At 43.2% G+C, this 19,768-nt stretch carries 18 protein-coding genes and 1 tRNA gene; 1 reads left to right on the plus strand and 18 read right to left on the minus strand.

What is annotated here, in order from left to right; all coding sequences use genetic code 11:
- Positions 1-14 precede the first annotated feature (14 nt).
- The 16 genes from rpsS to HXT39_RS05700 all read right to left on the minus strand — a co-directional run bounded on the left by rpsS (position 15) and on the right by HXT39_RS05700 (position 15,980).
- Entirely contained in the window at positions 15-293 is a 279-nt protein-coding gene (rpsS, locus tag HXT39_RS05625; RefSeq protein ID WP_004114357.1) for a 30S ribosomal protein S19, read from the minus strand.
- A gap of 15 nt (positions 294-308) precedes the next feature.
- Entirely contained in the window at positions 309-1,139 is an 831-nt protein-coding gene (rplB, locus tag HXT39_RS05630) for a 50S ribosomal protein L2 (protein WP_004574091.1), read from the minus strand.
- 34 nt (positions 1,140-1,173) lie between these two features.
- Positions 1,174-1,470 carry a 50S ribosomal protein L23 gene (gene rplW, locus HXT39_RS05635; protein WP_004105515.1) on the minus strand — a complete coding sequence of 99 codons (297 nt, stop codon included), beginning with the start codon at positions 1,468-1,470 and terminating at the stop codon, positions 1,174-1,176.
- A 5-nt stretch (positions 1,471-1,475) separates the two neighbouring features.
- Positions 1,476-2,141: a 50S ribosomal protein L4 gene (gene rplD, locus HXT39_RS05640; RefSeq protein WP_012913826.1), complete on the minus strand. Its 666-nt coding sequence runs from the start codon at positions 2,139-2,141 to the stop codon at positions 1,476-1,478.
- Positions 2,142-2,146: 5 nt separating this feature from the next.
- Positions 2,147-2,797 (minus strand): 50S ribosomal protein L3, encoded by a 651-nt coding sequence (gene rplC / locus HXT39_RS05645; protein WP_004105519.1) that lies wholly within the window; start codon positions 2,795-2,797, stop codon positions 2,147-2,149.
- A gap of 16 nt (positions 2,798-2,813) precedes the next feature.
- Positions 2,814-3,122, minus strand: a complete 309-nt coding sequence (gene rpsJ, locus HXT39_RS05650) for a 30S ribosomal protein S10 (protein WP_003808013.1) — start codon at positions 3,120-3,122, stop codon at positions 2,814-2,816.
- A gap of 323 nt (positions 3,123-3,445) precedes the next feature.
- The gene (adhE, locus tag HXT39_RS05655) at positions 3,446-6,151 is read right to left on the minus strand and encodes a bifunctional acetaldehyde-CoA/alcohol dehydrogenase (RefSeq protein ID WP_102703344.1); all 2,706 of its coding nucleotides are present in this window, start codon (positions 6,149-6,151) and stop codon (positions 3,446-3,448) included.
- A gap of 357 nt (positions 6,152-6,508) precedes the next feature.
- Entirely contained in the window at positions 6,509-6,997 is a 489-nt protein-coding gene (rpsI, locus tag HXT39_RS05660) for a 30S ribosomal protein S9 (protein WP_004105525.1), read from the minus strand.
- Between the two features lie 17 nt (positions 6,998-7,014).
- Positions 7,015-7,464: a 50S ribosomal protein L13 gene (rplM, locus tag HXT39_RS05665; RefSeq protein WP_012913824.1), complete on the minus strand. Its 450-nt coding sequence runs from the start codon at positions 7,462-7,464 to the stop codon at positions 7,015-7,017.
- Between the two features lie 232 nt (positions 7,465-7,696).
- Positions 7,697-9,871: a 4-alpha-glucanotransferase gene (gene malQ / locus HXT39_RS05670; RefSeq protein WP_004109699.1), complete on the minus strand. Its 2,175-nt coding sequence runs from the start codon at positions 9,869-9,871 to the stop codon at positions 7,697-7,699.
- 8 nt (positions 9,872-9,879) lie between these two features.
- Positions 9,880-10,506, minus strand: a complete 627-nt coding sequence (locus HXT39_RS05675) for a hypothetical protein (RefSeq protein ID WP_004109701.1) — start codon at positions 10,504-10,506, stop codon at positions 9,880-9,882.
- Between the two features lie 10 nt (positions 10,507-10,516).
- Positions 10,517-11,185 (minus strand): YigZ family protein, encoded by a 669-nt coding sequence (locus HXT39_RS05680; RefSeq protein ID WP_103013790.1) that lies wholly within the window; start codon positions 11,183-11,185, stop codon positions 10,517-10,519.
- A 16-nt stretch (positions 11,186-11,201) separates the two neighbouring features.
- Positions 11,202-11,495 carry a metal-sensitive transcriptional regulator gene (locus tag HXT39_RS05685; RefSeq protein ID WP_004109707.1) on the minus strand — a complete coding sequence of 98 codons (294 nt, stop codon included), beginning with the start codon at positions 11,493-11,495 and terminating at the stop codon, positions 11,202-11,204.
- Between the two features lie 183 nt (positions 11,496-11,678).
- Positions 11,679-14,531 (minus strand): peptidase, encoded by a 2,853-nt coding sequence (locus HXT39_RS05690; protein ID WP_102703341.1) that lies wholly within the window; start codon positions 14,529-14,531, stop codon positions 11,679-11,681.
- Between the two features lie 317 nt (positions 14,532-14,848).
- Positions 14,849-14,935 (minus strand) — tRNA-Ser (locus HXT39_RS05695).
- Between the two features lie 112 nt (positions 14,936-15,047).
- Positions 15,048-15,980 carry an EamA family transporter gene (locus tag HXT39_RS05700; RefSeq protein WP_064621617.1) on the minus strand — a complete coding sequence of 311 codons (933 nt, stop codon included), beginning with the start codon at positions 15,978-15,980 and terminating at the stop codon, positions 15,048-15,050.
- Positions 15,981-16,089: 109 nt separating this feature from the next.
- On the opposite strand from HXT39_RS05700, the gene dinB reads away from it, so the two are divergent.
- The gene (dinB, locus tag HXT39_RS05705) at positions 16,090-17,400 is read left to right on the plus strand and encodes a DNA polymerase IV (RefSeq protein ID WP_064621618.1); all 1,311 of its coding nucleotides are present in this window, start codon (positions 16,090-16,092) and stop codon (positions 17,398-17,400) included.
- 34 nt (positions 17,401-17,434) lie between these two features.
- Here dinB and fdxA read toward each other — a convergent pair whose 3' ends face one another.
- Positions 17,435-17,767 carry a ferredoxin gene (gene fdxA, locus HXT39_RS05710; protein ID WP_004109733.1) on the minus strand — a complete coding sequence of 111 codons (333 nt, stop codon included), beginning with the start codon at positions 17,765-17,767 and terminating at the stop codon, positions 17,435-17,437.
- A 122-nt stretch (positions 17,768-17,889) separates the two neighbouring features.
- Positions 17,890-19,521: an APC family permease gene (locus HXT39_RS05715; protein ID WP_103013789.1), complete on the minus strand. Its 1,632-nt coding sequence runs from the start codon at positions 19,519-19,521 to the stop codon at positions 17,890-17,892.
- Positions 19,522-19,768 lie beyond the last annotated feature (247 nt).

A 19,768-nucleotide genomic window follows, 5' to 3' on the forward strand; every position in this document is an offset into this window, starting at 1 on the left:
GTCCTAACTCTCCTTTAGCGGCGTGCCTTTTTGTCGTCCTTCACATGACCCTTAAAGGTCTTGGTCGGGGCGAACTCACCGAGCTTATGACCAACCATGGCTTCGGTAACGAATACCGGCACATGCTTGCGGCCATCATGTACGGCAAAGGTGTGTCCAATGAAATCAGGAGTGATCATCGAACGACGCGACCAAGTCTTAATGACATTGTGCGTACCCTTGTCGTTTTGCTCGTCGACTTTCTTCTGCAAGTGGGCGTCGACGAAAGGGCCCTTCTTGATGCTACGAGTCATCTATTCGACACTCCCTTACTTGCGGTTCTTACCATTCGGGCGACGACGAACAATCATCTTGTTCGAAGCCTTCTTTGGACGACGTGTACGAACCTCGCCCTTGCCCCATGGAGAAACTGGTGGCTTACCACCACGGGTGCGACCACCATGTGGATGGTCCACAGGGTTCATGGATTCGCCTCGGGTGATTGGTCTACGACCAAGCCAACGTGCGCGACCTGCCTTACCAAGCTCGATATTGGCGTGATCGGAATTACCTACTTCGCCAACAGTAGCGCGGCAACGAGCGTCCACGTTACGAATTTCGCCAGATGGCATACGCAACTGCGCATAAGCACCATCCTTAGCGACGAGCTGAACAGCAGCACCAGCGGAACGAGCAATCTTCGCACCACCAAGTGGACGAAGCTCAATTGCGTGAACCACGGTACCAGTTGGGATATTCTTCAGAGGCAGGTTGTTGCCTGGCTTAATATCAGCCTGAGCGCCGGTCTCAATAACATCACCCTGGGCAACGCCTTCAGGAGCGATAATGTAACGCTTCTCACCGTCTGCGTAATGCAACAAAGCGATGCGAGCGGAACGGTTAGGGTCATACTCAATATGAGCGACCTTTGCTGGCACGCCATCCTTGTCCCAACGCTTGAAGTCGATGAGACGATACTGACGCTTGTGACCACCGCCGCGATGGCGAGAAGTCATGCGGCCGTAAGAGTTACGACCACCAGTCTTGCTGAGTTTGCGTACCAGCGACTTTTCAGGCGTAGAACGCGTGATCTCGGCAAAATCCGAAACCGAAGCGTTGCGACGGCCTGCAGTCGTCGGCTTATAAACGCGGATAGCCATAATATAGTATTCCTTTACTTTTCTCGGCTAGCCTTCAGTTACCAAAGATGTCAATCGTTTGACCTTCAGCCACGGTGACAATAGCACGCTTCTGGTTCACACGACGGCCGAAACCGGTGCGAGAGCGCTTCAACTTGCCAGCGCGGTTCAAAGTGTTAACGTTTGTCACCTTGACCTTGAAGATTTCTTCGATAGCCTGCTTGATCTGAACCTTGTTAGCATCTGGAGCCACTACGAAAGTGTACTGACCACGATCAGAAGCTGCGTAACTTTTTTCAGAAACAACTGGCTTAAGAATTACGTCATGTGCTGGGTTATGGACTGCGACCATTTAAATCAGGCCTCCTTAACGACAGGCTCGGTCTTAGCAGCAACGAAGGCTTCGAAGCCTTCCTTGGAGAAGACGACGTACTGAGCTGTAACAACATCGTAAGTGTTGAGCTGATCAGCGAAGATCACGTGAACAGTTGGAATGTTGCGTACAGACATCCACTCATTGATGTTCTCACGAGAAAGAACAACAGTAGTGAATTGGTTATTGGTCACAGGAGTAAGTGCTGCAACAGCTGTCTTGGTGGATGGAACATCCTTAATACCAAAGTCAACTACAGCAATACGTCCAGCATTTGCACGATCCGAAAGAACGTAGCGAAGAGCAGCTGCCTTCATCTTCTTCGGGGTGCGCTGATCGTACTTACGAGGAACTGGACCGTGAACAACGCCACCATGTACCCACTGAGGAGCACGAATGGAACCCTGGCGAGCACGACCGGTGCCCTTCTGCTTCCATGGCTTCTTACCGCCGCCGGAAACATTAGCACGATTCTTCACAGCATGGGTGCCCTGACGAGCAGCAGCAAGCTGAGCGATTACGACCTGATGAACCAGTGGACCGTGAGCTAAAACGTCTTCGTTGGAGATGCCGAAAATTTCAGCAGGAGCTTCAACGGTTCCGTTTGCATTGCCCTTAGTATCAGTGACGTTCAGAGTTACGTTTGCCATAATTATCAGGCTCCCTTCACTGCCGAACGGACGAGAACGATTGCGCCCTTAGGACCTGGAACAGCGCCCTTAATAGCGAGAATGCCGTTCTCGACATCCGAAGAAACGATGGTGAGGTTAAGCGCGGTGGAAGTCACATGACCCATGCGACCAGCCATACGCTTGCCCTTCAAAATGCGGCTTGGAGTTGCGCAAGCGCCCACAGAACCTGGGCGACGTTCGTTCTTGTGCGAGCCGTGAGTACGACGATAGGACTTGAAGCCCCAACGCTTGATAGTGCCAGCAAAACCCTTACCCTTGGTAGTGCCAGTGACATCTACTTCAGAACCCTCAGCGAACAATTCAGCAGTCAATTCCTGACCTGGCTGATAATCTGCCGCGTTCTCGGTGCGCACCTCAGCGAGGTGACGACGAGGAGTTACACCAGCCTTTGCAAAATGACCAGCCAATGGCTTAGTCACCTTGGTAGGATCAATCTGGCCGTAACCGAGCTGTACTGCGCAATAACCGTCAGACTCTACAGTCTTTACAGCGGTAACTACGTTAGTAGCAACTTCAACCAGAGTTACGGGGACGAAGAAGCCGTTTTCATCCCAAACCTGCGACATACCCAGCTTGCGGCCGAGCAATGCAGTGCGATTCTTATTCTGCGACATTACTTTCTCCCCCTTCCTACAGCTTGATCTCGATGTTTACATCCGCAGGCAGGTCAATGTGCATCAAAGAATCCACAGCCTTTGGCGTTGGATCTACGATGTCAATGAGGCGCTTATGAGTGCGCATCTCGAAATGCTCGCGAGAATCCTTGTATTTATGAGGAGAACGGATAACAACAAACACGTTCTTCTCGGTCGGCAGAGGAACCGGACCCACTACTGTGGCGCCCGCGTTCGTCACCGTCTCGACGATTTTCTTCGCCGATTGGTCGATGACCTCATGGTCATAGGACTTAAGCCTGATGCGGATTTTCTGTCCCGCCATTGCCGTCCGCCCTTTCTAGCGATTCGTTTACTGTTTACCAACCTGAATTCAAGGGCACCGGCGAGAATAAACCCCTAGGGTAATTCCACATCAGTGCGCGGCATCAAAAACCTATTCATACAAAAAAAATTTCGATTCAAAGTTTTTGCTTCCGCGCTCGCTTTTTTTAATTACAATATGCGAGCCTTAAAACAGGCAACTAAGTAATTAAACCATCAACCTTCGATTATTAAAAACCGGGCGTGTCGGCTATTTTCCAACAAAAATTGGCAGAAACTACAATTAGTTGAGCTTCTGCCATTATTAACTAGATATGCAAATAATTACGCCGCTTCACGCTCCAAGCGCATGCGATGGCCTTCTTCTTGAGAAACACCATAATATGCAGCAATAGCAATATCCTTCATATCCTCAATTTGCGGAATACGAGGATTTGCAGGCGCACACTGATCTTCGTAAGCACGCATGCCAATATTGTCAAGTATCGACCAGTAGTACTCTTCGTCTACGCCACAAGCCTTAAACGAAGCGTCCATGCCAAGCTTTTCATTTCGATACTCTTCAACAGCACGAGCAAGATTTTCAACGCCTTCTTCAGGAGTTTTACCAGAATCTACACCAAGATTCTTAGCGATCTCCTGATACCTCTCAAGAGCAATATAGCGGTTGTACTTTGGCCAGCTAGTTGGCTCTTGCGGAATTTGACCGTTATAGCGAATAACGTAAGGCAGCAAAATTGCGTTCGTATGACCGTGTACAACGTGGCACAAAGCACCAATAGTATGAGCCATAGCGTGGCACATTCCTAAGAATGCAGAACCAAACGCCATTCCAGCCATAGTAGCTGCATTATGCATTTTTTCTTTTGCTTCAATCTTGCGCTGAGAATCTTCACAATTCACAGAATCGTTGAGATTTTCCCAAATAAGTTTCGAAGCGTGCAAAGCCATAGCATCCGTAAAATCATTTGCGTAAACAGAAACATAAGCTTCCATAGCATGAGTTAAAGCATCAAAACCAGAATCGCACGCCAATCGACGCGGCTGAGTACGAGCCAAAACAGGATCGACTATTGCGACCGTTGGAGTCAAAGCGTAATCCGTAATAGGATACTTGTATCCAGTCTTGTGATCTGTAATAACAGCGTAAGGCGTAACCTCAGAACCAGTTCCGGAAGAAGTTGGTATGCAAATAAGCTTAGCTTTGCTACCAAGAGGCGGAATCTTAAATGCGCGCTTACGAATATCGAAGAACTTTTCTCGCAAATCAGCGAAAGAAATCTCCGGATGCTCATACATAAGCCACATAATCTTAGAAGCATCCATTGGAGAACCGCCACCAACAGCAATAATTGTGTCTGGCTGGAATTCGTCACGCATCATTGCGGCGCCACGCTCAACTGTTTCAACGCTTGGCTCAGGCTCAACGTAATCAATAATACGGAAGCTAACGCGATTATCTCGAGCACGAAGCTGATCAACAATCTTATCGACTACGCCAAGTTGCTCCATAACCTTATCGCACACAATAACTGCGCGCTCAACGCCGTACATATCTCTCAAATAACGAATAGCATTCGGCTCAAAATAAGTTTTAGCCGGAATCTTGAACCATTGCATATTATTATTCCTTCGTGCAATACGCTTAATATTAAGAAGATTTATAGCTTGTACGTTGCCAGAAACGGAATTTCCACCATAAGATCCGCATCCAAGAGTAAGCGAAGGAGCAATCGCGTTGTAAATGTCTCCAACGCCACCAAGAGATCCAGGAGAATTCCAAACAATTCTGCAAGCATGCATACGAACACCATATTCGCGCACAAGATCTTGATTATTTGTGTGAATTACAGCAGTGTGACCAGCTCCATGCACAAGCATCTGTTCACACATCTTGAAGCCTTGTTCCTTATTTTCTGCGCGAAGCATTGCGTGTACAGGAGCGAGCTTTTCCATAGTAAGCGGCTCCATTTCGCCAACTTCTTTGCACTCTGCAACCAAAATCACAGCATCTTCTGGAATTTCAAATCCAGCTTCGTGCGCAATATATTGCGGAGACTTACCAGGAACAACAGAATTAAGTTTTGGCGTATTTCCAGAATATGCAGTGCATCCAAACATATATTGTTCAAGCTTAGCTTTTTCGTCAGCGTTAACAAAATATGCTTTCCTGCGCTTCAATTCGCGAAGCAATGGCTCATATACATCCTTATGCGCAATAATTGCTTGCTCTGTTGCACAAATCATTCCGTAATCAAAATGCTTTGAAAGAATCAAATCATTTGCAGCACGCACAATATCAACATCACTATCGACATATGCAGGAGCATTTCCAGCACCAACACCAAGAGCAGGTTTTCCTGAAGAATACGCCGCCTTAACCATTCCAGGACCGCCTGTTGCAAGAATAGTTGCGATCTTTGGATGTTTCATCAATGCACCAGTAGCTTCAATTGAAGGATGCTCAATCCACTGAATGCAATCTTTTGGCGCGCCTGCAGCCACAGCAGCATCGCGAACAATTCGAGCTGCTTCAGAAGAGCACTTTTGCGCGAAAGGATGGAATCCAAAAATAATTGGGCAACGAGTCTTAAGTGCAATAAGCGACTTAAAAATAGCTGTAGAAGTTGGGTTTGTAACTGGAGTGACGCCTGCAACAATACCAACCGGTTCAGCTATTTCGTCAATTCCGAGAACATCGTCCTCGCGAATAATACCAACTGTTTTTTGACCTGCTAGATAATGCGTAATATGTTCGCATGCAAAGATATTTTTTGTAGCTTTATCTTCTACTAAACCACGACCTGTTTCATCAACAGCCATCTTTGCAAGAACCAAATGTTTATTCAACGCTGCCACTGAAGCTTTAGCAACAATATGATCAATTTGCTGCTGATTAAGCTTCTCAAACTCATTCAAAGCGACAGTTGCTTTTTCAACAAGTTTATCAACTTCATTTTGAGCAGCTAACGCAATGTCATCAGCACTAGCAGTTTTGCCAGTTTCGGCTTGGTGTTGTGCCTCAACCATGAGTATCCTCCTCGATAGTTCCACCAGCGGTATCAATAGACTTATGAACAAACTAATTTAGTATTCACCGCTAAATATGTGATACAAGTCACAATTTAGTCTCTTTGCTGTACTTTCGCATCTTTGAAGCGAGTTGCGCTATTTATGAGCGAGCTTTATCCTCTATTGTTCGTTATTTGTTCTTTTTTGTAATGATTTATGTTCGATTAATAGATAAATTTTTCTAGAATGTCAATTTTGACAGATAATTACACACTATTTATAACATTTACTCAACAAATTTAATAAATAATAAAAAAATACAAAAATGGCTCCCAGCAAAACCAGGAGCCATTTGTAAATATAAATTCGCGAAACTTAACGCTTCGAGAACTGAGGTGCACGACGTGCCTTGTGCAAACCAGCCTTCTTGCGTTCCACAACGCGAGCGTCACGAGTCAAGAAGCCAGCCTTCTTCAAAGCAACACGGTTTGCATCGCGATCGATAGCATTCAATGCACGAGCAACACCCAAACGAATAGCACCAGCTTGACCAGTGGTACCACCACCGTCAACGAGGACTACAACATCAAACTTGCCTTCAAGCTTGAGCAACACGATTGGTGAATTCACTTCGCGTTGCAACAAACGAGATGGGAAGTACTCCTCCAAAGTGCGACCATTGATAGTCCACTTACCGGAGCCAGGAACCAAACGCACGCGAGCAACAGCTTCCTTACGACGACCAGTGCCGTAGCCTGGCTCGATGGCGGAAGTACCAGTGCCTGCACCAGCATTGGTTTCAGTGGTGTAGCTAGTCAGTTCTTCTTCGTTCTCAAGAACCGCGGAGTTGTTATTTTCTGCCATATCTATTCTCCTTGATCTCACTTAGCCTGCTGAGAGACCTGAGCGATCTCGAAGACCTGTGGCTTCTGCGAAGTGTGCGGATGCTCAGCTCCGGTGAACACACGAAGACGGTCAAGCTGCACCTTAGCAAGACGATTCTTTGGAAGCATACCCTTAACGGCAGCCATGATAATACGCTTTGGATTCCTTTCCAAAAGCTCTGCATAGCTATCACGACGAAGGCCGCCCGGACGACCAGAGTGGGAATACAGTTCCTTGCTCAACTTATTGCCAGTCAAAGCAATCTTTTCAGCGTTAATAATAATAACGTGATTGCCAGAATCAGCATGAGGAGCAAACGTTGGCTTATTCTTACCACGCAGCAAGATTGCTACCTGAGAGGCCAAACGACCAAGTACCACGTCAGTGGCATCGATGATGTACCAGTCATGAGTTAAATCTGCTGGTTTCGGTGTGAAAGTCTTCACAATCGTACCTTTTCTCTATTGTGTTTCGAGCGTATATCTTCTTGGTTTATAGAAAATATTTTACTCATAATCCGTGGGCTCCCTGAAAGTCCTCGATGGCGAGTGGGAAAAGCGCTTTGAAGGACCCCTTAGGGAAACACAACAATCTGCAAGTATATCGCCAAGTGGCGACTACTTGCAAGTGTCTATTTTATATAAAGCTAAGACGAATTACAAAACGAATCGCAAAACGTCAGGCATTCATAATCGCAGAAAGCGACTGCACTCGAGGCAAATCAAACATATTATCCAAGGACACAGGATTGCCTTCACCATCAGCTAATGGAATACGCCAATTCGGATACTCGTCATTCGTTCCAGGCTGATTTTGCACACGACACTCTCCAACTGCATCGACCAAAGAAGCAGCCAACAATCTGGAAGGAGCAGCCTTCAAAGCGCGGTACAATGCTTCAACAATCTCCTGAGTATGAGCAGCCTCATCCTCAAGCAACTGAGCATCCAAATAACCACCTTTGACCAACATTCGCATCATAGCGCGATGCTCTGCAACAGCTCCAGCGCGGAATTCTTCAACGGAACCAGTAAGCAAGTGCAAGCGCTCACGAATATTAACTTGCTCATAGCGCAAATAGCCGGCAGCAGGAGGCAAATCATGCGTATTTACAGATGCAAGCGTCATTTCGCGCCACTTGTCTGGAGTACGGAATTCGCCGTCACGCTCTTCGAACCATTCAACCGTGCAACCAAGCACAGCCTTCTTGCGCAACACTTCCAAAGCATTTGCAGGCAAAACACCCAAATCTTCGCCAACAACTACACCATGAGCGCGAGCGGCTTCAATTGCCAAAATGCCAAGCATAATATCAGCATCGTAGTAAACATAAGCGCCGCCACTTGGAGCTGAACCTTCTGGAATCCACCATAAGCGGAAAAGTCCAAGAATATGGTCAATGCGAACAGCACCTGCTGAAGCAAACATTCCATGAACCATATCTCGGTATGTTTTAAAACCAGTCCGCTCAAGCTCAAATGGGTGCAAAGGTGGCTGAGACCAATCTTGACCTTGCTGATTGAAGTAATCAGGTGGAGCGCCAACAGTAGCTCCGTTAGCAAATCTCTCCGGATTCCACCAAACTTCAGATCCTGCAGGATGCACGCCAACAGCCATATCAGACATAATGCCGATTTTCATACCAGCTTTACGTGCAGCAACTTGAGCATCATGCAATTGCGTAAAAGCAACCCACTCAAGCCAACGATAAAACTCAAGAGTATCTGGGAAACGATTAGCTAATTCGCGAACTTGCTCAGAATCCTTAGTAAGAGTTTTCTCCCAGCAATCGTCACCCTTTGGAACACCCCACTTGTCGTAGCACAAGCACCAAGTGGCATAAGATTCAAGCCTGTCACCCATCTCATGCTTAAACTCATTAAAAATGCGAGCGCGATCTTCAGACATACCAGCCTTGAAAATCAGCCACAATGCACGCATTTTTACACGCCACATGGAATCACGGTCTATTATTTGCGCGTCATTGTTAAGCGGCTCAACCTGTCCATGAAGCTTTTCAATTTCTTTGCGAGTTTTATCATTTAACGTTTCGTACTCAGGAATACTTTCTGGGCTAATATACGTTACGTTTACCATTCCTCGAGCAACCGGCAGGTATGGGGATGGAGTAAGCGGAGTTATAGGCTCACCTGCATGCATTGGGTTTATTAACACAAAGTCAGCGCCAGTTTTTTGCTTAGCTTCAGTAAGAAGAGTCGCCAAATCAGCAAAATCACCAACACCCCAAGACTTCGAAGAACGGATTGAGTAAAGTTGTGCCATCCATCCCCAAAGCTGTTCTCCATTGGACTCTAAGGAATTCAGCGTATCAATGCTTTCTGGAGCACTAATAAGTGTTGCTTCTTCTTGTCTCTCACCAACTATCACACGCAATGTGTGATAACCCATTGGCACATCTTCAGGAATTTTTATAAGAGATGTTGCAACAAATTTTCCATTTACAGGGTATGCAACATCATTTTCGTTAGGAACAATAGTTAAATCGCCTTTATATTGTTCACCATTTTCCAATGTCAATGTTGCAACTGGGTATTCTAATATTCCCGTATTAACTGTAACTTCATCACATTTGCCAACAGTGTGCAAAACTGTTGGAGCAACAATACGACCGTGTCGATACGCTAAAACGTCGTTTGTAGATCTTTCTATTGTCTCATTTGTGGAAGCATCTACGCCTAATGCGCCTAAGACAGAAACTAATACGTTATCTTGAATCTCGTGTTTTTGATTATCCGAACCAATAAAACTCACGCCAACGCCCATTAATTCAGCAAGACGGTGTAATGGCTTCATTGCTACTTCTTCATCTGTTGTATTATCCATACGCTCCATTATTCGCGTTAGCAACGACTGCGCGCCGCTGATGATACATCTTCAGATTTATCGTTGCATAGTTCTTGCAGCACATTTTGTGGAACACCAGGATTTAGCGCAACAGCTCTTCGTACCATGGAAGCTAATACAATTGGAGCGTTTTCTTCTGCACTAACACCAAGGGAGGCGAGATATTTCAATGTTTCAGCACTTATGCCATCCGATTGCGCACCCTCTAAACGCATTTTCCAAGAAGCTTTTGGATTGCATAATGCAGCATTTCGAACTGCGTTACATGAATCTTTAGTAAGTCTTCCAACTAACCAATTTTTAGCATTTTTATTTTCAGCAACAGCCAAACGTACTTTATCAGCAGAATCTTCAGAAAGTTTCACTAATATGTTTGGGAAAGGCATTTCTGTAGCTAAATAAATACGGTCTTCTTCTGGAGTATTGATATTACCTGCAACTGCTTCAAGCAAGGAGGTGGCTCTAGAAAATGCCGCTTGGTCTGATCGATCCGGTAATTCTCTCCTAGCAAATTCATGAAGCTCAGCTGAATCTTCGCTATGTCGTAAATGCTCATATACAGCAGTTAAAGGTTCATAAGATGAATCGTCAATAGTGTTTGTTTTTTCATTAGTCTTTTCCATGAAATCACCTTTAACGCTTAGTATCTATCAGCTTATTACTTAGAGTACCATCTGCTTTCGGCACAACGCTTCCAGAAAAAGCATTCTGAACCATATCAAGAAATTCTTGTGATTTTAAAGTTGGAATAGCAATATTAAGAGAAATTTCAGCACCATAAATTTCGTTGTCAATTATACCTTCCATTTGGCTTACAATATGCTGCAACATTCGCAATTGTTGATATTGCAACTTGCAAGTAAAACGAGTGCACGTAATAATATCAACTATTTGCGCAGATTCTACTGCCATACTTGCTGCACGCGCATAAGCTCTGGTTAGACCACCAGCTCCAAGCAAAATACCACCAAAATATCGCGTTACTGTTACTACACAATCTGTTAAATTTGACGATCTAAGTACATCTAATATTGGTTTTCCTGCTGTTCCAGTTGGCTCACCATCGTCACTCATGCGCTCACACAATTGAGCTTTCGACGAGCCACAAATTGCAGCATACGCAACATGGCGAGCTTTAGGATTCTTAAAACGCACTGATTGCATAAATTCCGCAGCATCGTCAAGATTATCAATATGACAAATGCATCCAATAAACTCTGATTTTTTCTCTACGAAAGAAGCCTCGAAAGGCTGCGATTGCAATTGACGAACAGTGTGCAGAATATTATGCGAATTAGTCACTAGATACTACCCAATACTACGCTTTTTCGTAACGCAATAACCTGTCAATGATACCAGAAATATCTTCCATTGCTGCATCGGCACCTTCTTCGGTACCAATTTTTACAGATTCATGTATTTCTTTATTGACATGTTCCCTTGCCACTATCACTGCTAAAGAATGTAAAGCAGCAGTTGCAGCAGAAAGCTGCATAAGAACATCTTGACACTTCGCATCGTTTTCAATCATAGTATTGACTGCTGCAAGCTGACCTTGTACTCGATGCATGCGTACTATCAGTTTTTCTTTATCAATATCATAATTCTTCATCGTTACTCCGATTTATCAATTACACAACCACATAAAGGTTATAACATCATATATAAATTAATACAATAAATCGTTGTATCTATATTATGCATCATCGTATTATTTATTGCAAAATGACGCGTTAATCTACTTCAAAAAAATCTCAATAGACTAACGCGCCAAATATTCTACATTAAAAATGCGCTATTTCACTAACCGACGCCTCATTGGAGGAATCCCGCCATGTCGCGCTCCACCAGACATTCTCCCATGCTTAGGAACTATAGATGAAAAACGACCTAACGATAAACCTGAAGCAAAGGTTAACGTAATAACAGCCAGAAGTATCACAGTTACTGAAGAAGCACCAGTAACAGCAAGCGATGTTGGAATTGTATTACTTCGATTAACATAATTCTTATTAGCATTTTCGTTGCTATTTGTGCTGTCGTGTTGATTGGAAGCATTATCATTCACATCATTTTTCGAATCAGTTGAATCATCACTGCTAGCCGTTTCATCACTGCCAGTTTTACTATGATTTTCTTCTACATTTTCTTTGTTTTCTTTATTATTCTCCTCATTTTCATCATTCTTAGAACGATCCTCGCCGCCGGAAACTTGCACAGTCTCTCCTTCTACACCCAATGCGTGAGTTGCTAAAGGATTACCCTGAGCATCGTAAACTTCAGCTTTCCAATAAACAGTTCCTTCATGATCTAATGTAATATCTGCAGAACTTACAGAAATAGAAGACTTTTTACTTTCTTCAGCTTGTTTATTTGTAATATTTACGCGAGATTGAGGCATTTTTTTCTCAATTTCAGCAGATATTACAGTTTCCTTAGTCTCTTTAGTTTCCTTAGCTTCCTTAGCTTCCTTAATCTCCTTAGTTTCAGAATCACTGCCCTTCTTAGCATCACCATTCTTAGCATCGCTACATTTAGCTCCACTAGAATCACTCTTATTCCCCTTACCATCTTCATACTCGTATGCACTAAACACTACGTAACTTCCTTTTGGCAACGTGCCAGTAATACGAGCATTATCGTGAAACTTTTCACCAGCCTTAACTTTTTCATCGCTTACTCTAGTTGTAACAGATACAGGGGTAGTTAAAACATCCGGTTCAACTAAGGCACGGCTCCACAATCCGTCATACGCGGATTTATGAGCTAAAGCGCGTGAAGAACCAGGAAAATCATAAACAAACACATACCATCCTGACTCACTATTTTTATTAGCGCGAATATGCACGTTATTTTCCAAAACTTTCGGCTCAGTAGTAGACCTATCAGTTCCAGCAATAGGTCTAAGCGTAATATTTCCGTTGCCAATCTTGTACACGCCATTAACTGCAGGAACATCCCACTTTGCAATCAAACGATGATGACTATCTTCTTTTGGCTCTTGATAAGACGGCTCGCCTTTAGATCCCGGCATATAATTTTCGTTGTCTTTTTTAGTAGGATTTTCGCTACCTGCACCAGCCCACCAAACGCGAATATGCGCTTTTTTATCTTCATTAAAGCCGTAACTGTTATTTCCCTTAAAAGATCCGTAAGTTTCAGGAAGACCTCTTACAGTAATCTCATTAACAATTTCCGTATTAAGCCCAACAGTTTGCTGCTTAGCAACAATATCTGAGCTCACGGTTGCTTGATGAACAGCCGTAGTGTCTGTAGAACCAAATAGCTGCACAACATCATCTTTCAGAAACTCTCGGTCAGATTTATTCTGAGAATCGCGAGAAATAATCCAAACCCATGTGCCAAACAAACCTGCTTCTAAATCATTTACTTTATAAGCTTCTGCTTTATCAAGATCAGATGATGTAATATCGCCATTAGCGCGTTTTGCTACTGCAGTTATAGTTTCGCCAGAATTAGAGAAATTAGCTTTAGCCGCAGCAACTTGGCGCAAATTAGGCATAGAACGCATGCGATTCAAGTACTCTTTAGCAGATTCACCACTATTTCGCTGTTGAATATGCAAAATATCTTCAGCTGAACCTACAAAATAGTAGCCTTGCGCGCGAAGACGAACATTTTCTGGCCAAGAATCATTTCCTGCAACACTGCTAGTTACAGTACTATCTACCTGCTCTCCTGCACGCAGCTCATGCTTTGATATTTTCGACTTAAGTAACGGCTGGAAAGTTTTTTCTACACCAAAAGAAAAATCTTGCGGATACCATGTATTTTCAAAAGATCTAATCACATCTTGACCATCTGGAGAGAATAAACGTTCAGCTTTTGGAGCGTTAAAAGAAACTTCAATTCGAGCGTTTCCAGCATCAAGTGCGTTCCAAGTAATATCTAAACCTTCTTTTTTAGATTTTCCTTCAAAAGACTCAGATCCGTTAGCAAATTTAATAAGATTATTTGAGGATTTTACTTTAATAGGTACTCCTCCTAAAGAATCTCCATTAGAATTTTGCAGACTAATATGCATTACGCCAATGCGCTTGCCCTTAGTGTAATCATTTTTTAGCACAGCCTTAACCGGAGTTTCTTTAACACCCTGCTGCCACAACTTATCTGCCTTATTCCTTAAAGTTTCTGTTTCAACGTCTACAAATCCGTTTTCAACAGCCTCCTTCCATCTATCTTGATTAATATCAAAATGATTATGAATCATAAACGCCAAAGCAGCCTGAGTTAAATCATCGTCATTGTTGTTGTGCGTTTTAATAATATTTGCAGCAATACGATAATCTTCACCATTCATCTGCTTAATATTGCCTTTGTAATCTATAAACACGGAAGATTCCATGCAAAAAATAGAATTCTTTCTACCCTCCCACTTATCCGTAACAGGACCGAGCCTTAGCCTTGCAATCTTTTCGCTTAGCCATTCAACAGTATTCGACTTTTTGTAATAATAACCCGTTAATTTATCGACAGATCCCATAGCAATTTGCGAACAAAGCACCGAAGGAACTAGTACTGCGGAAGTAAACAATGCCAACATTTTGCGAATATTTTTTTGTTTCATGAGGTTTCGCAATTTATTCGCACAACTAAAATTAGTATGCTTCCCCAAATATGTTTCCATAAAAATCTCCTTTAACCCAACCCTTAATGCAATAGCGAATTATGAGAATAATTTTCTATTTGCATTGAACACTAGAGTAAGCGCTCATGACATCAACTATGACTTTAGAAAAGATTTGCGTAAATATTTTTTTAGTATTGTGGTTAAAAGGTAGTATTTGGATAAAAGTTATGCACAAATCCACAATTTTGCTTAAATCTCTTGCCTAAATTTTTGCCGTTTACCCGCCGCTTACCCGCCGCTTACCCAATTTTTTCATGTGGAGATTTTTAAAAAACAAAAACTCCGGACTGCAAAAAGCAATCCGGAGTAATCCGCGGAGTCAGAGAGATTCGAACTCTCGAGCCGCTTACACGACTAACACCTTAGCAGGGTGCCCCTATCGGCCACTCAGGCATGACTCCACTTGTTTACTGTACATAACAGCAACAGATTGACACTATAGCACCTCTTAAGGACTGTAAACAAGCTTGACGACACACTTTAAGATAACATTTAATATAACAATATCCAGTGCTACACAGGATTGTGATCTCCAGAAAACGTTACAACTACAGCAAACATAACAAGAATTATTCCTGCAATATCAGTCAATGTTGGAATTTCACCAAATCCCATTCCAATAATAACTGCGATTGCAGGATACAACGCTTGTATAACAGAGTATTTTGCAGAAGTAACACGTTTCAATAAAACCTGATCAAGCAAAGTTGGGAAGAAAGAAGCACATATTGCAATAACCAACATTAACGCAAGTAAAGCAAAAGAACCACCAGGGCGAGCAGCCCAAGTAGCTTCTGGTTTAGGCGAAATAACATGCTGCACTGCAGGAACAGCAAGAACAACAGATTGCAACAGCCAACCAATAAGAGCTGCAACACTTACACGATCAATAGCGTGTGAACTTTTTGCCAACATGCGACCTGAAACAATATATAGGCCCCACATTGAACCGCCAACAAGAATGGCGAATAACCCAATTAGAAAATGCGGGCTTACTGAACTATGTATAGAAGCGCTAGCCAACAGCATAATGCCACAAACAGCAATCACAATTCCCACACGCTCTCGCCATTCATGACCTGCAATAACAGCCACAAGCAAAGGACCTATGAATTCTATAGTCACTGCAACACCAACAGCCATGCAACTAATAGCAACATAGAACATAGTGTTCATAGCAACTAACGACACGCCAACGGCTGCAACAATTCCCCATTCTCGTAGCGTTTTTGGCAAAAAACTACGTTTGCTGCGAGAAAATGGTCTTCTCCAAGCCAAAAGCAACAATGTCATAAATCCTACGCGATACCACACTGCATACAGAGGATCCAATTGGCTAAAAGCTACTTTTGCAACAGAAGTTGCTGTATACACCATTGAAGCCTCAATGACGATAATAAGCAGCACAGGCATGCGATGTAAAAGATTGACGACAAATTGCTTCATAGCAACAACCCTACATGAATATTGATCCGACATACGCTTTTTTACAAAAACATTAGTTTAATCCACAAATTTTTTCCATAAAATCGAACGTTTGTTCTATTATAAACTTATGAGTACAGCACCGAGAGTACAAGCAGCGAAACGTGATTGGGGGCACGACACCTCAGGTTGTAACATACTTCATGTCGACATGGATGCATTTTATGCTTCTTTAGAAGTTGCAAGACACCCGGAGCTTAAAGGAAAGCCGCTTATTATCGGCACAGGCAATCGCGCTGTTGTTTCTGCAGCAAGCTACGAAGCGCGCGCTTACGGCGTTAATTCCGCTATGCCCGTTGTTAAAGCTAGAAATCTTTGTCCACAAGGAGTTTTCTTGCCAGTTGACATTCCTTACTATTCAAGCGTTTCCAAAAGTATTTTTGAAAATATTTTTTTGCATATTACTAATCAAGTTGAAAAAGTTTCTGTTGACGAATGCTATATGAATGTTAAATCGGCTTTATTACAGTGGAAATCGCCTGTAAATATTGGAACTTGGGTACGAAAAGAAGTATTTGAAAAGTATCATATTACATGCTCGGTTGGCATTGCCAGCAATAAACTTATTGCAAAGATGGCTTCAACTAACGCAAAACCTAACGGAATGCTTCTTATTCCGCAAAAATGTAATGAAGATTTTGTGTCAATAATGCCATTGCGCGCAATACCAGGAATTGGCTCATCTTTAATACATAAGCTTGAGGATTGGGGCTTATCTACTGTTGCGTCGCTTAAAAATGTTGACGAAGCAACGCTTACTCGCATAACGGGTTCGCAAATCTTAGCAAGAATGATATATCAATCAGTTAGGGGCATAGACGAGCGCACTGTGACTGCACATGCCCCTGAAAAATCCATTGGAACTGAGCGAACTCTTGATACAGATACCACGAACGAGAATGCTGTTAAACAATTACTACAGCAATGCTGCAGCGAAGTAACTCAACAGTTGCGAAACAGAAAACTTATGGCACGCACTATAACGTTAAAACTACGCTTTGGCGACTTGCATTATGTTACTAGATCTTCTACTTTGCAAAACGCAACTGATTCAACACACGAGTTTTACGAGCATGTCGTTGTTTTGCTTTCTAAAGCTAATCCAACTGTGCATAATTACATTCTTGGAGGCAATAACACAAAGCTTTTAAGCCCAGTTCGTTTAGCTGGTGTTACAGCGAATAATCTTGTGCCAGCAAACAAAGTTTCACTTCAGCCTTCTCTAAACGATATTCTGGAGGAAAATACTCGCGAATCTAAAAATCCTACACAAAACATCATGTCCACAATGAATAAAAATACTAGATTGCGTCACGCAGAACACGCTTTAGATGCCGTTCGCAAAAAATACGGCAACAACGCTGCCCACATTGGATTGTAAACTCGCGCCACATTAAATAATACTTTGCAAATAATTAATTACTTGCTTTATCTGAACGCGGAGGCAAGGCTGCAACGCGAGCTTCATCCCATCCGGAAGCTCCAGCATCTGTAGCTCCTCCCAAATCTCCGAGCTTGTCGAAATAATCAACCGCAGCATCGCGATACCACTCCCAGTCTTCTGGCAAATCATCTTCATAAAAAATAGCTTCTACTGGGCAAGCCGGTTCACAAGCTCCACAATCCACACACTCGTTTGGGTTAATATAAAGCGTTCGATCGCCTTCATAAATGCAGTCTACAGGGCATTCATCTACACACGCTTTATCTTTTACATCAACGCAAGGCTCTGCGATTACATATGGCATAACGCCCTCCTTTCTGCTTTTATGCAACTTTTCTATTATAGAACATTTTTGAAAAGTCTATGACACAAAAAGTCGGCATGCGATATAACCGTATGCCGACTTCTTGCTAAATAAATAATTTATTAATTTTGACTATCTTGCGAGGCTGCAGCAGTCGCCTCAGCTTGAGCTTCTGCACGAGCCTGCTCCTCTGTTTCTCCTTCAGCTACCTTCTCTGCAGCAGCAGCATCTTGAGCAAACAAAGTTTCAACCAGAACACCGAGCTGCTTAGCTTTACGCAACTGCCTGCCAAGCAAAGAATTGCGGTAAGAGTAGCCGAAGTACACCGCAAAGCCTATTGCCAGCCACACTGCAAAACGAATCCAAGTCAATACAGACAAGTTAAGCATGAGCCAGAATGTAGAAAGCGCTGCAAACAGCGGAAGCCATGGATTGCCAGGAACGCTAAATGAACGGTGCAAATCTGGTCTGCGCATACGCATAATCGGCACACCAGCAGAAACAAGCAGGAATGCAGAAAGCGTACCAATGTTCACCATGTCGGAAAGAATGCCAATATCGAGAGTGGAAGCAACGACTGCCACAACAATACCAGCAACAATCTGAAGTCTTGCAGGAATACCACGCTTGCTTACCTTAGAGAAGCTACGTGGAAGCAAGCCATCGCGGCTCACAGCGAAGATAATGCGCGTAAGACCGAGCAAAAGCACCATCACAACGGTTGTTAAACCAATAACAATACCGAGGGAAATAATCTTTGCAGCCCAAGTAGCACCCACAAGTTCGAAACTTGTAGAAAGCGAAGGAGCGGCTTGCTTTGCCAAATCCTTGTAGGAAACCATACCAGTTGTTACAACTGCGACGAGGATGTAAAGAACAGTAACAATAAACAATCCAAGACCAATACCTCGTGGAATGTTCTTGTGCGGATCCTTAGTTTCTTCTGCTGTTGTTGCAACAACATCAAAACCGATGAATGCGAAGAACACGAGAGCCGCGCCGGAAAGAATACCTGGAACGCCATAAACAGCTGGCTGCATGCCTGTTACCCACTGCCACAAAGGCTGTGCCATAACCCCAGAGACTTCTATTCCCTTTACACTTGCAGCGTCGGTTGCAGGTGGCACAAATGGCGTAAAGTTGGAAGCTTTAATGTAGAAGAAGCCCACAACAACCACGAATAGAACGATACCAATCTTCAAGATTGTTAAAGCGCCGTCGAAGCGTGCAGAAAGCTTAGTTCCAAGGACAAGCATAGTTGTAAAGAATGCAACGATTATAATCGGAGCAACATCAATAGTGAAACCACCTAAGTTAAAACTTGTGGTCATATTCAAACCGAAAAGCTTCATTAAATCGTTAAGATAAACGCCCCAATACTTTGAAATTACTGAGCCAGCCATCAGCATTTCTAGGATCATATCCCAGCCAATAATCCAAGCAATAAGCTCACCAACTGTAGTATATGTAAACGTATAAGCAGATCCAGCAACTGGAATCATAGAAGCAAATTCTGCGTAACACATTGCAGCAGAACCGCATACAATGCCTGCAATAATAAAGCTAATAATTACAGCAGGACCAGCATGAAATGCTGCAGCCTGAGCACCAACAGAGAAAATACCGGCACCAACAGCGACAGCAACACCCATAACTGCCAAATCCCAAGCATTTAATGTACGTTTAAGATGGCGTTCACCATCCATAGTCTCAGCGATAGTCTGTTCAACAGACTTTTTTCTCCATATTTGCATAATAAACGCACTTTCGTTGAGGTATAGGTATAAAGGTATGCCGCAATCAGAAGCGCATCAACAAATTTGCGAAACAGTTGCGACTTCACCTATATAAAATTTCTACTTAATTTTCTTTATTTATTCCTGTAAATGTAATTAAATAAAAAAATTTATATAGATAATGTAGGTAAATATTACACAAAACATTGCTTACACGGTAGTTTTACCGTGTGTTCCTTTATTATTTGTGAAAATTTAAATAATA

This window comes from Gardnerella sp. DNF01159, from assembly GCF_049244215.1.
In the GTDB taxonomy this organism is placed as follows: domain Bacteria; phylum Actinomycetota; class Actinomycetes; order Actinomycetales; family Bifidobacteriaceae; genus Bifidobacterium; species Bifidobacterium swidsinskii.

What these genes read in the sequence shown, in the direction of transcription:
- rplD (WP_012913826.1), bottom strand. Translation starts at nt 2,141, where the DNA reads ATGGCAAACGTAACTCTGAACGTCACTGATACTAAGGGCAATGCAAAC.
- rpsS (WP_004114357.1), bottom strand. Translation starts at nt 293, where the DNA reads ATGACTCGTAGCATCAAGAAGGGCCCTTTCGTCGACGCCCACTTGCAG.
- HXT39_RS05685 (WP_004109707.1), bottom strand. Translation starts at nt 11,495, where the DNA reads ATGAAGAATTATGATATTGATAAAGAAAAACTGATAGTACGCATGCAT.
- rplB (WP_004574091.1), bottom strand. Translation starts at nt 1,139, where the DNA reads ATGGCTATCCGCGTTTATAAGCCGACGACTGCAGGCCGTCGCAACGCT.
- malQ (WP_004109699.1), bottom strand. Translation starts at nt 9,871, where the DNA reads ATGGAGCGTATGGATAATACAACAGATGAAGAAGTAGCAATGAAGCCA.
- adhE (WP_102703344.1), bottom strand. Translation starts at nt 6,151, where the DNA reads ATGGTTGAGGCACAACACCAAGCCGAAACTGGCAAAACTGCTAGTGCT.
- dinB (WP_064621618.1), top strand. Translation starts at nt 16,090, where the DNA reads ATGAGTACAGCACCGAGAGTACAAGCAGCGAAACGTGATTGGGGGCAC.
- HXT39_RS05690 (WP_102703341.1), bottom strand. Translation starts at nt 14,531, where the DNA reads ATGGAAACATATTTGGGGAAGCATACTAATTTTAGTTGTGCGAATAAA.
- HXT39_RS05700 (WP_064621617.1), bottom strand. Translation starts at nt 15,980, where the DNA reads ATGAAGCAATTTGTCGTCAATCTTTTACATCGCATGCCTGTGCTGCTT.
- rplW (WP_004105515.1), bottom strand. Translation starts at nt 1,470, where the DNA reads ATGGTCGCAGTCCATAACCCAGCACATGACGTAATTCTTAAGCCAGTT.
- rpsI (WP_004105525.1), bottom strand. Translation starts at nt 6,997, where the DNA reads ATGGCAGAAAATAACAACTCCGCGGTTCTTGAGAACGAAGAAGAACTG.
- HXT39_RS05715 (WP_103013789.1), bottom strand. Translation starts at nt 19,521, where the DNA reads ATGCAAATATGGAGAAAAAAGTCTGTTGAACAGACTATCGCTGAGACT.
- HXT39_RS05675 (WP_004109701.1), bottom strand. Translation starts at nt 10,506, where the DNA reads ATGGAAAAGACTAATGAAAAAACAAACACTATTGACGATTCATCTTAT.
- fdxA (WP_004109733.1), bottom strand. Translation starts at nt 17,767, where the DNA reads ATGCCATATGTAATCGCAGAGCCTTGCGTTGATGTAAAAGATAAAGCG.
- rplC (WP_004105519.1), bottom strand. Translation starts at nt 2,797, where the DNA reads ATGTCGCAGAATAAGAATCGCACTGCATTGCTCGGCCGCAAGCTGGGT.
- rpsJ (WP_003808013.1), bottom strand. Translation starts at nt 3,122, where the DNA reads ATGGCGGGACAGAAAATCCGCATCAGGCTTAAGTCCTATGACCATGAG.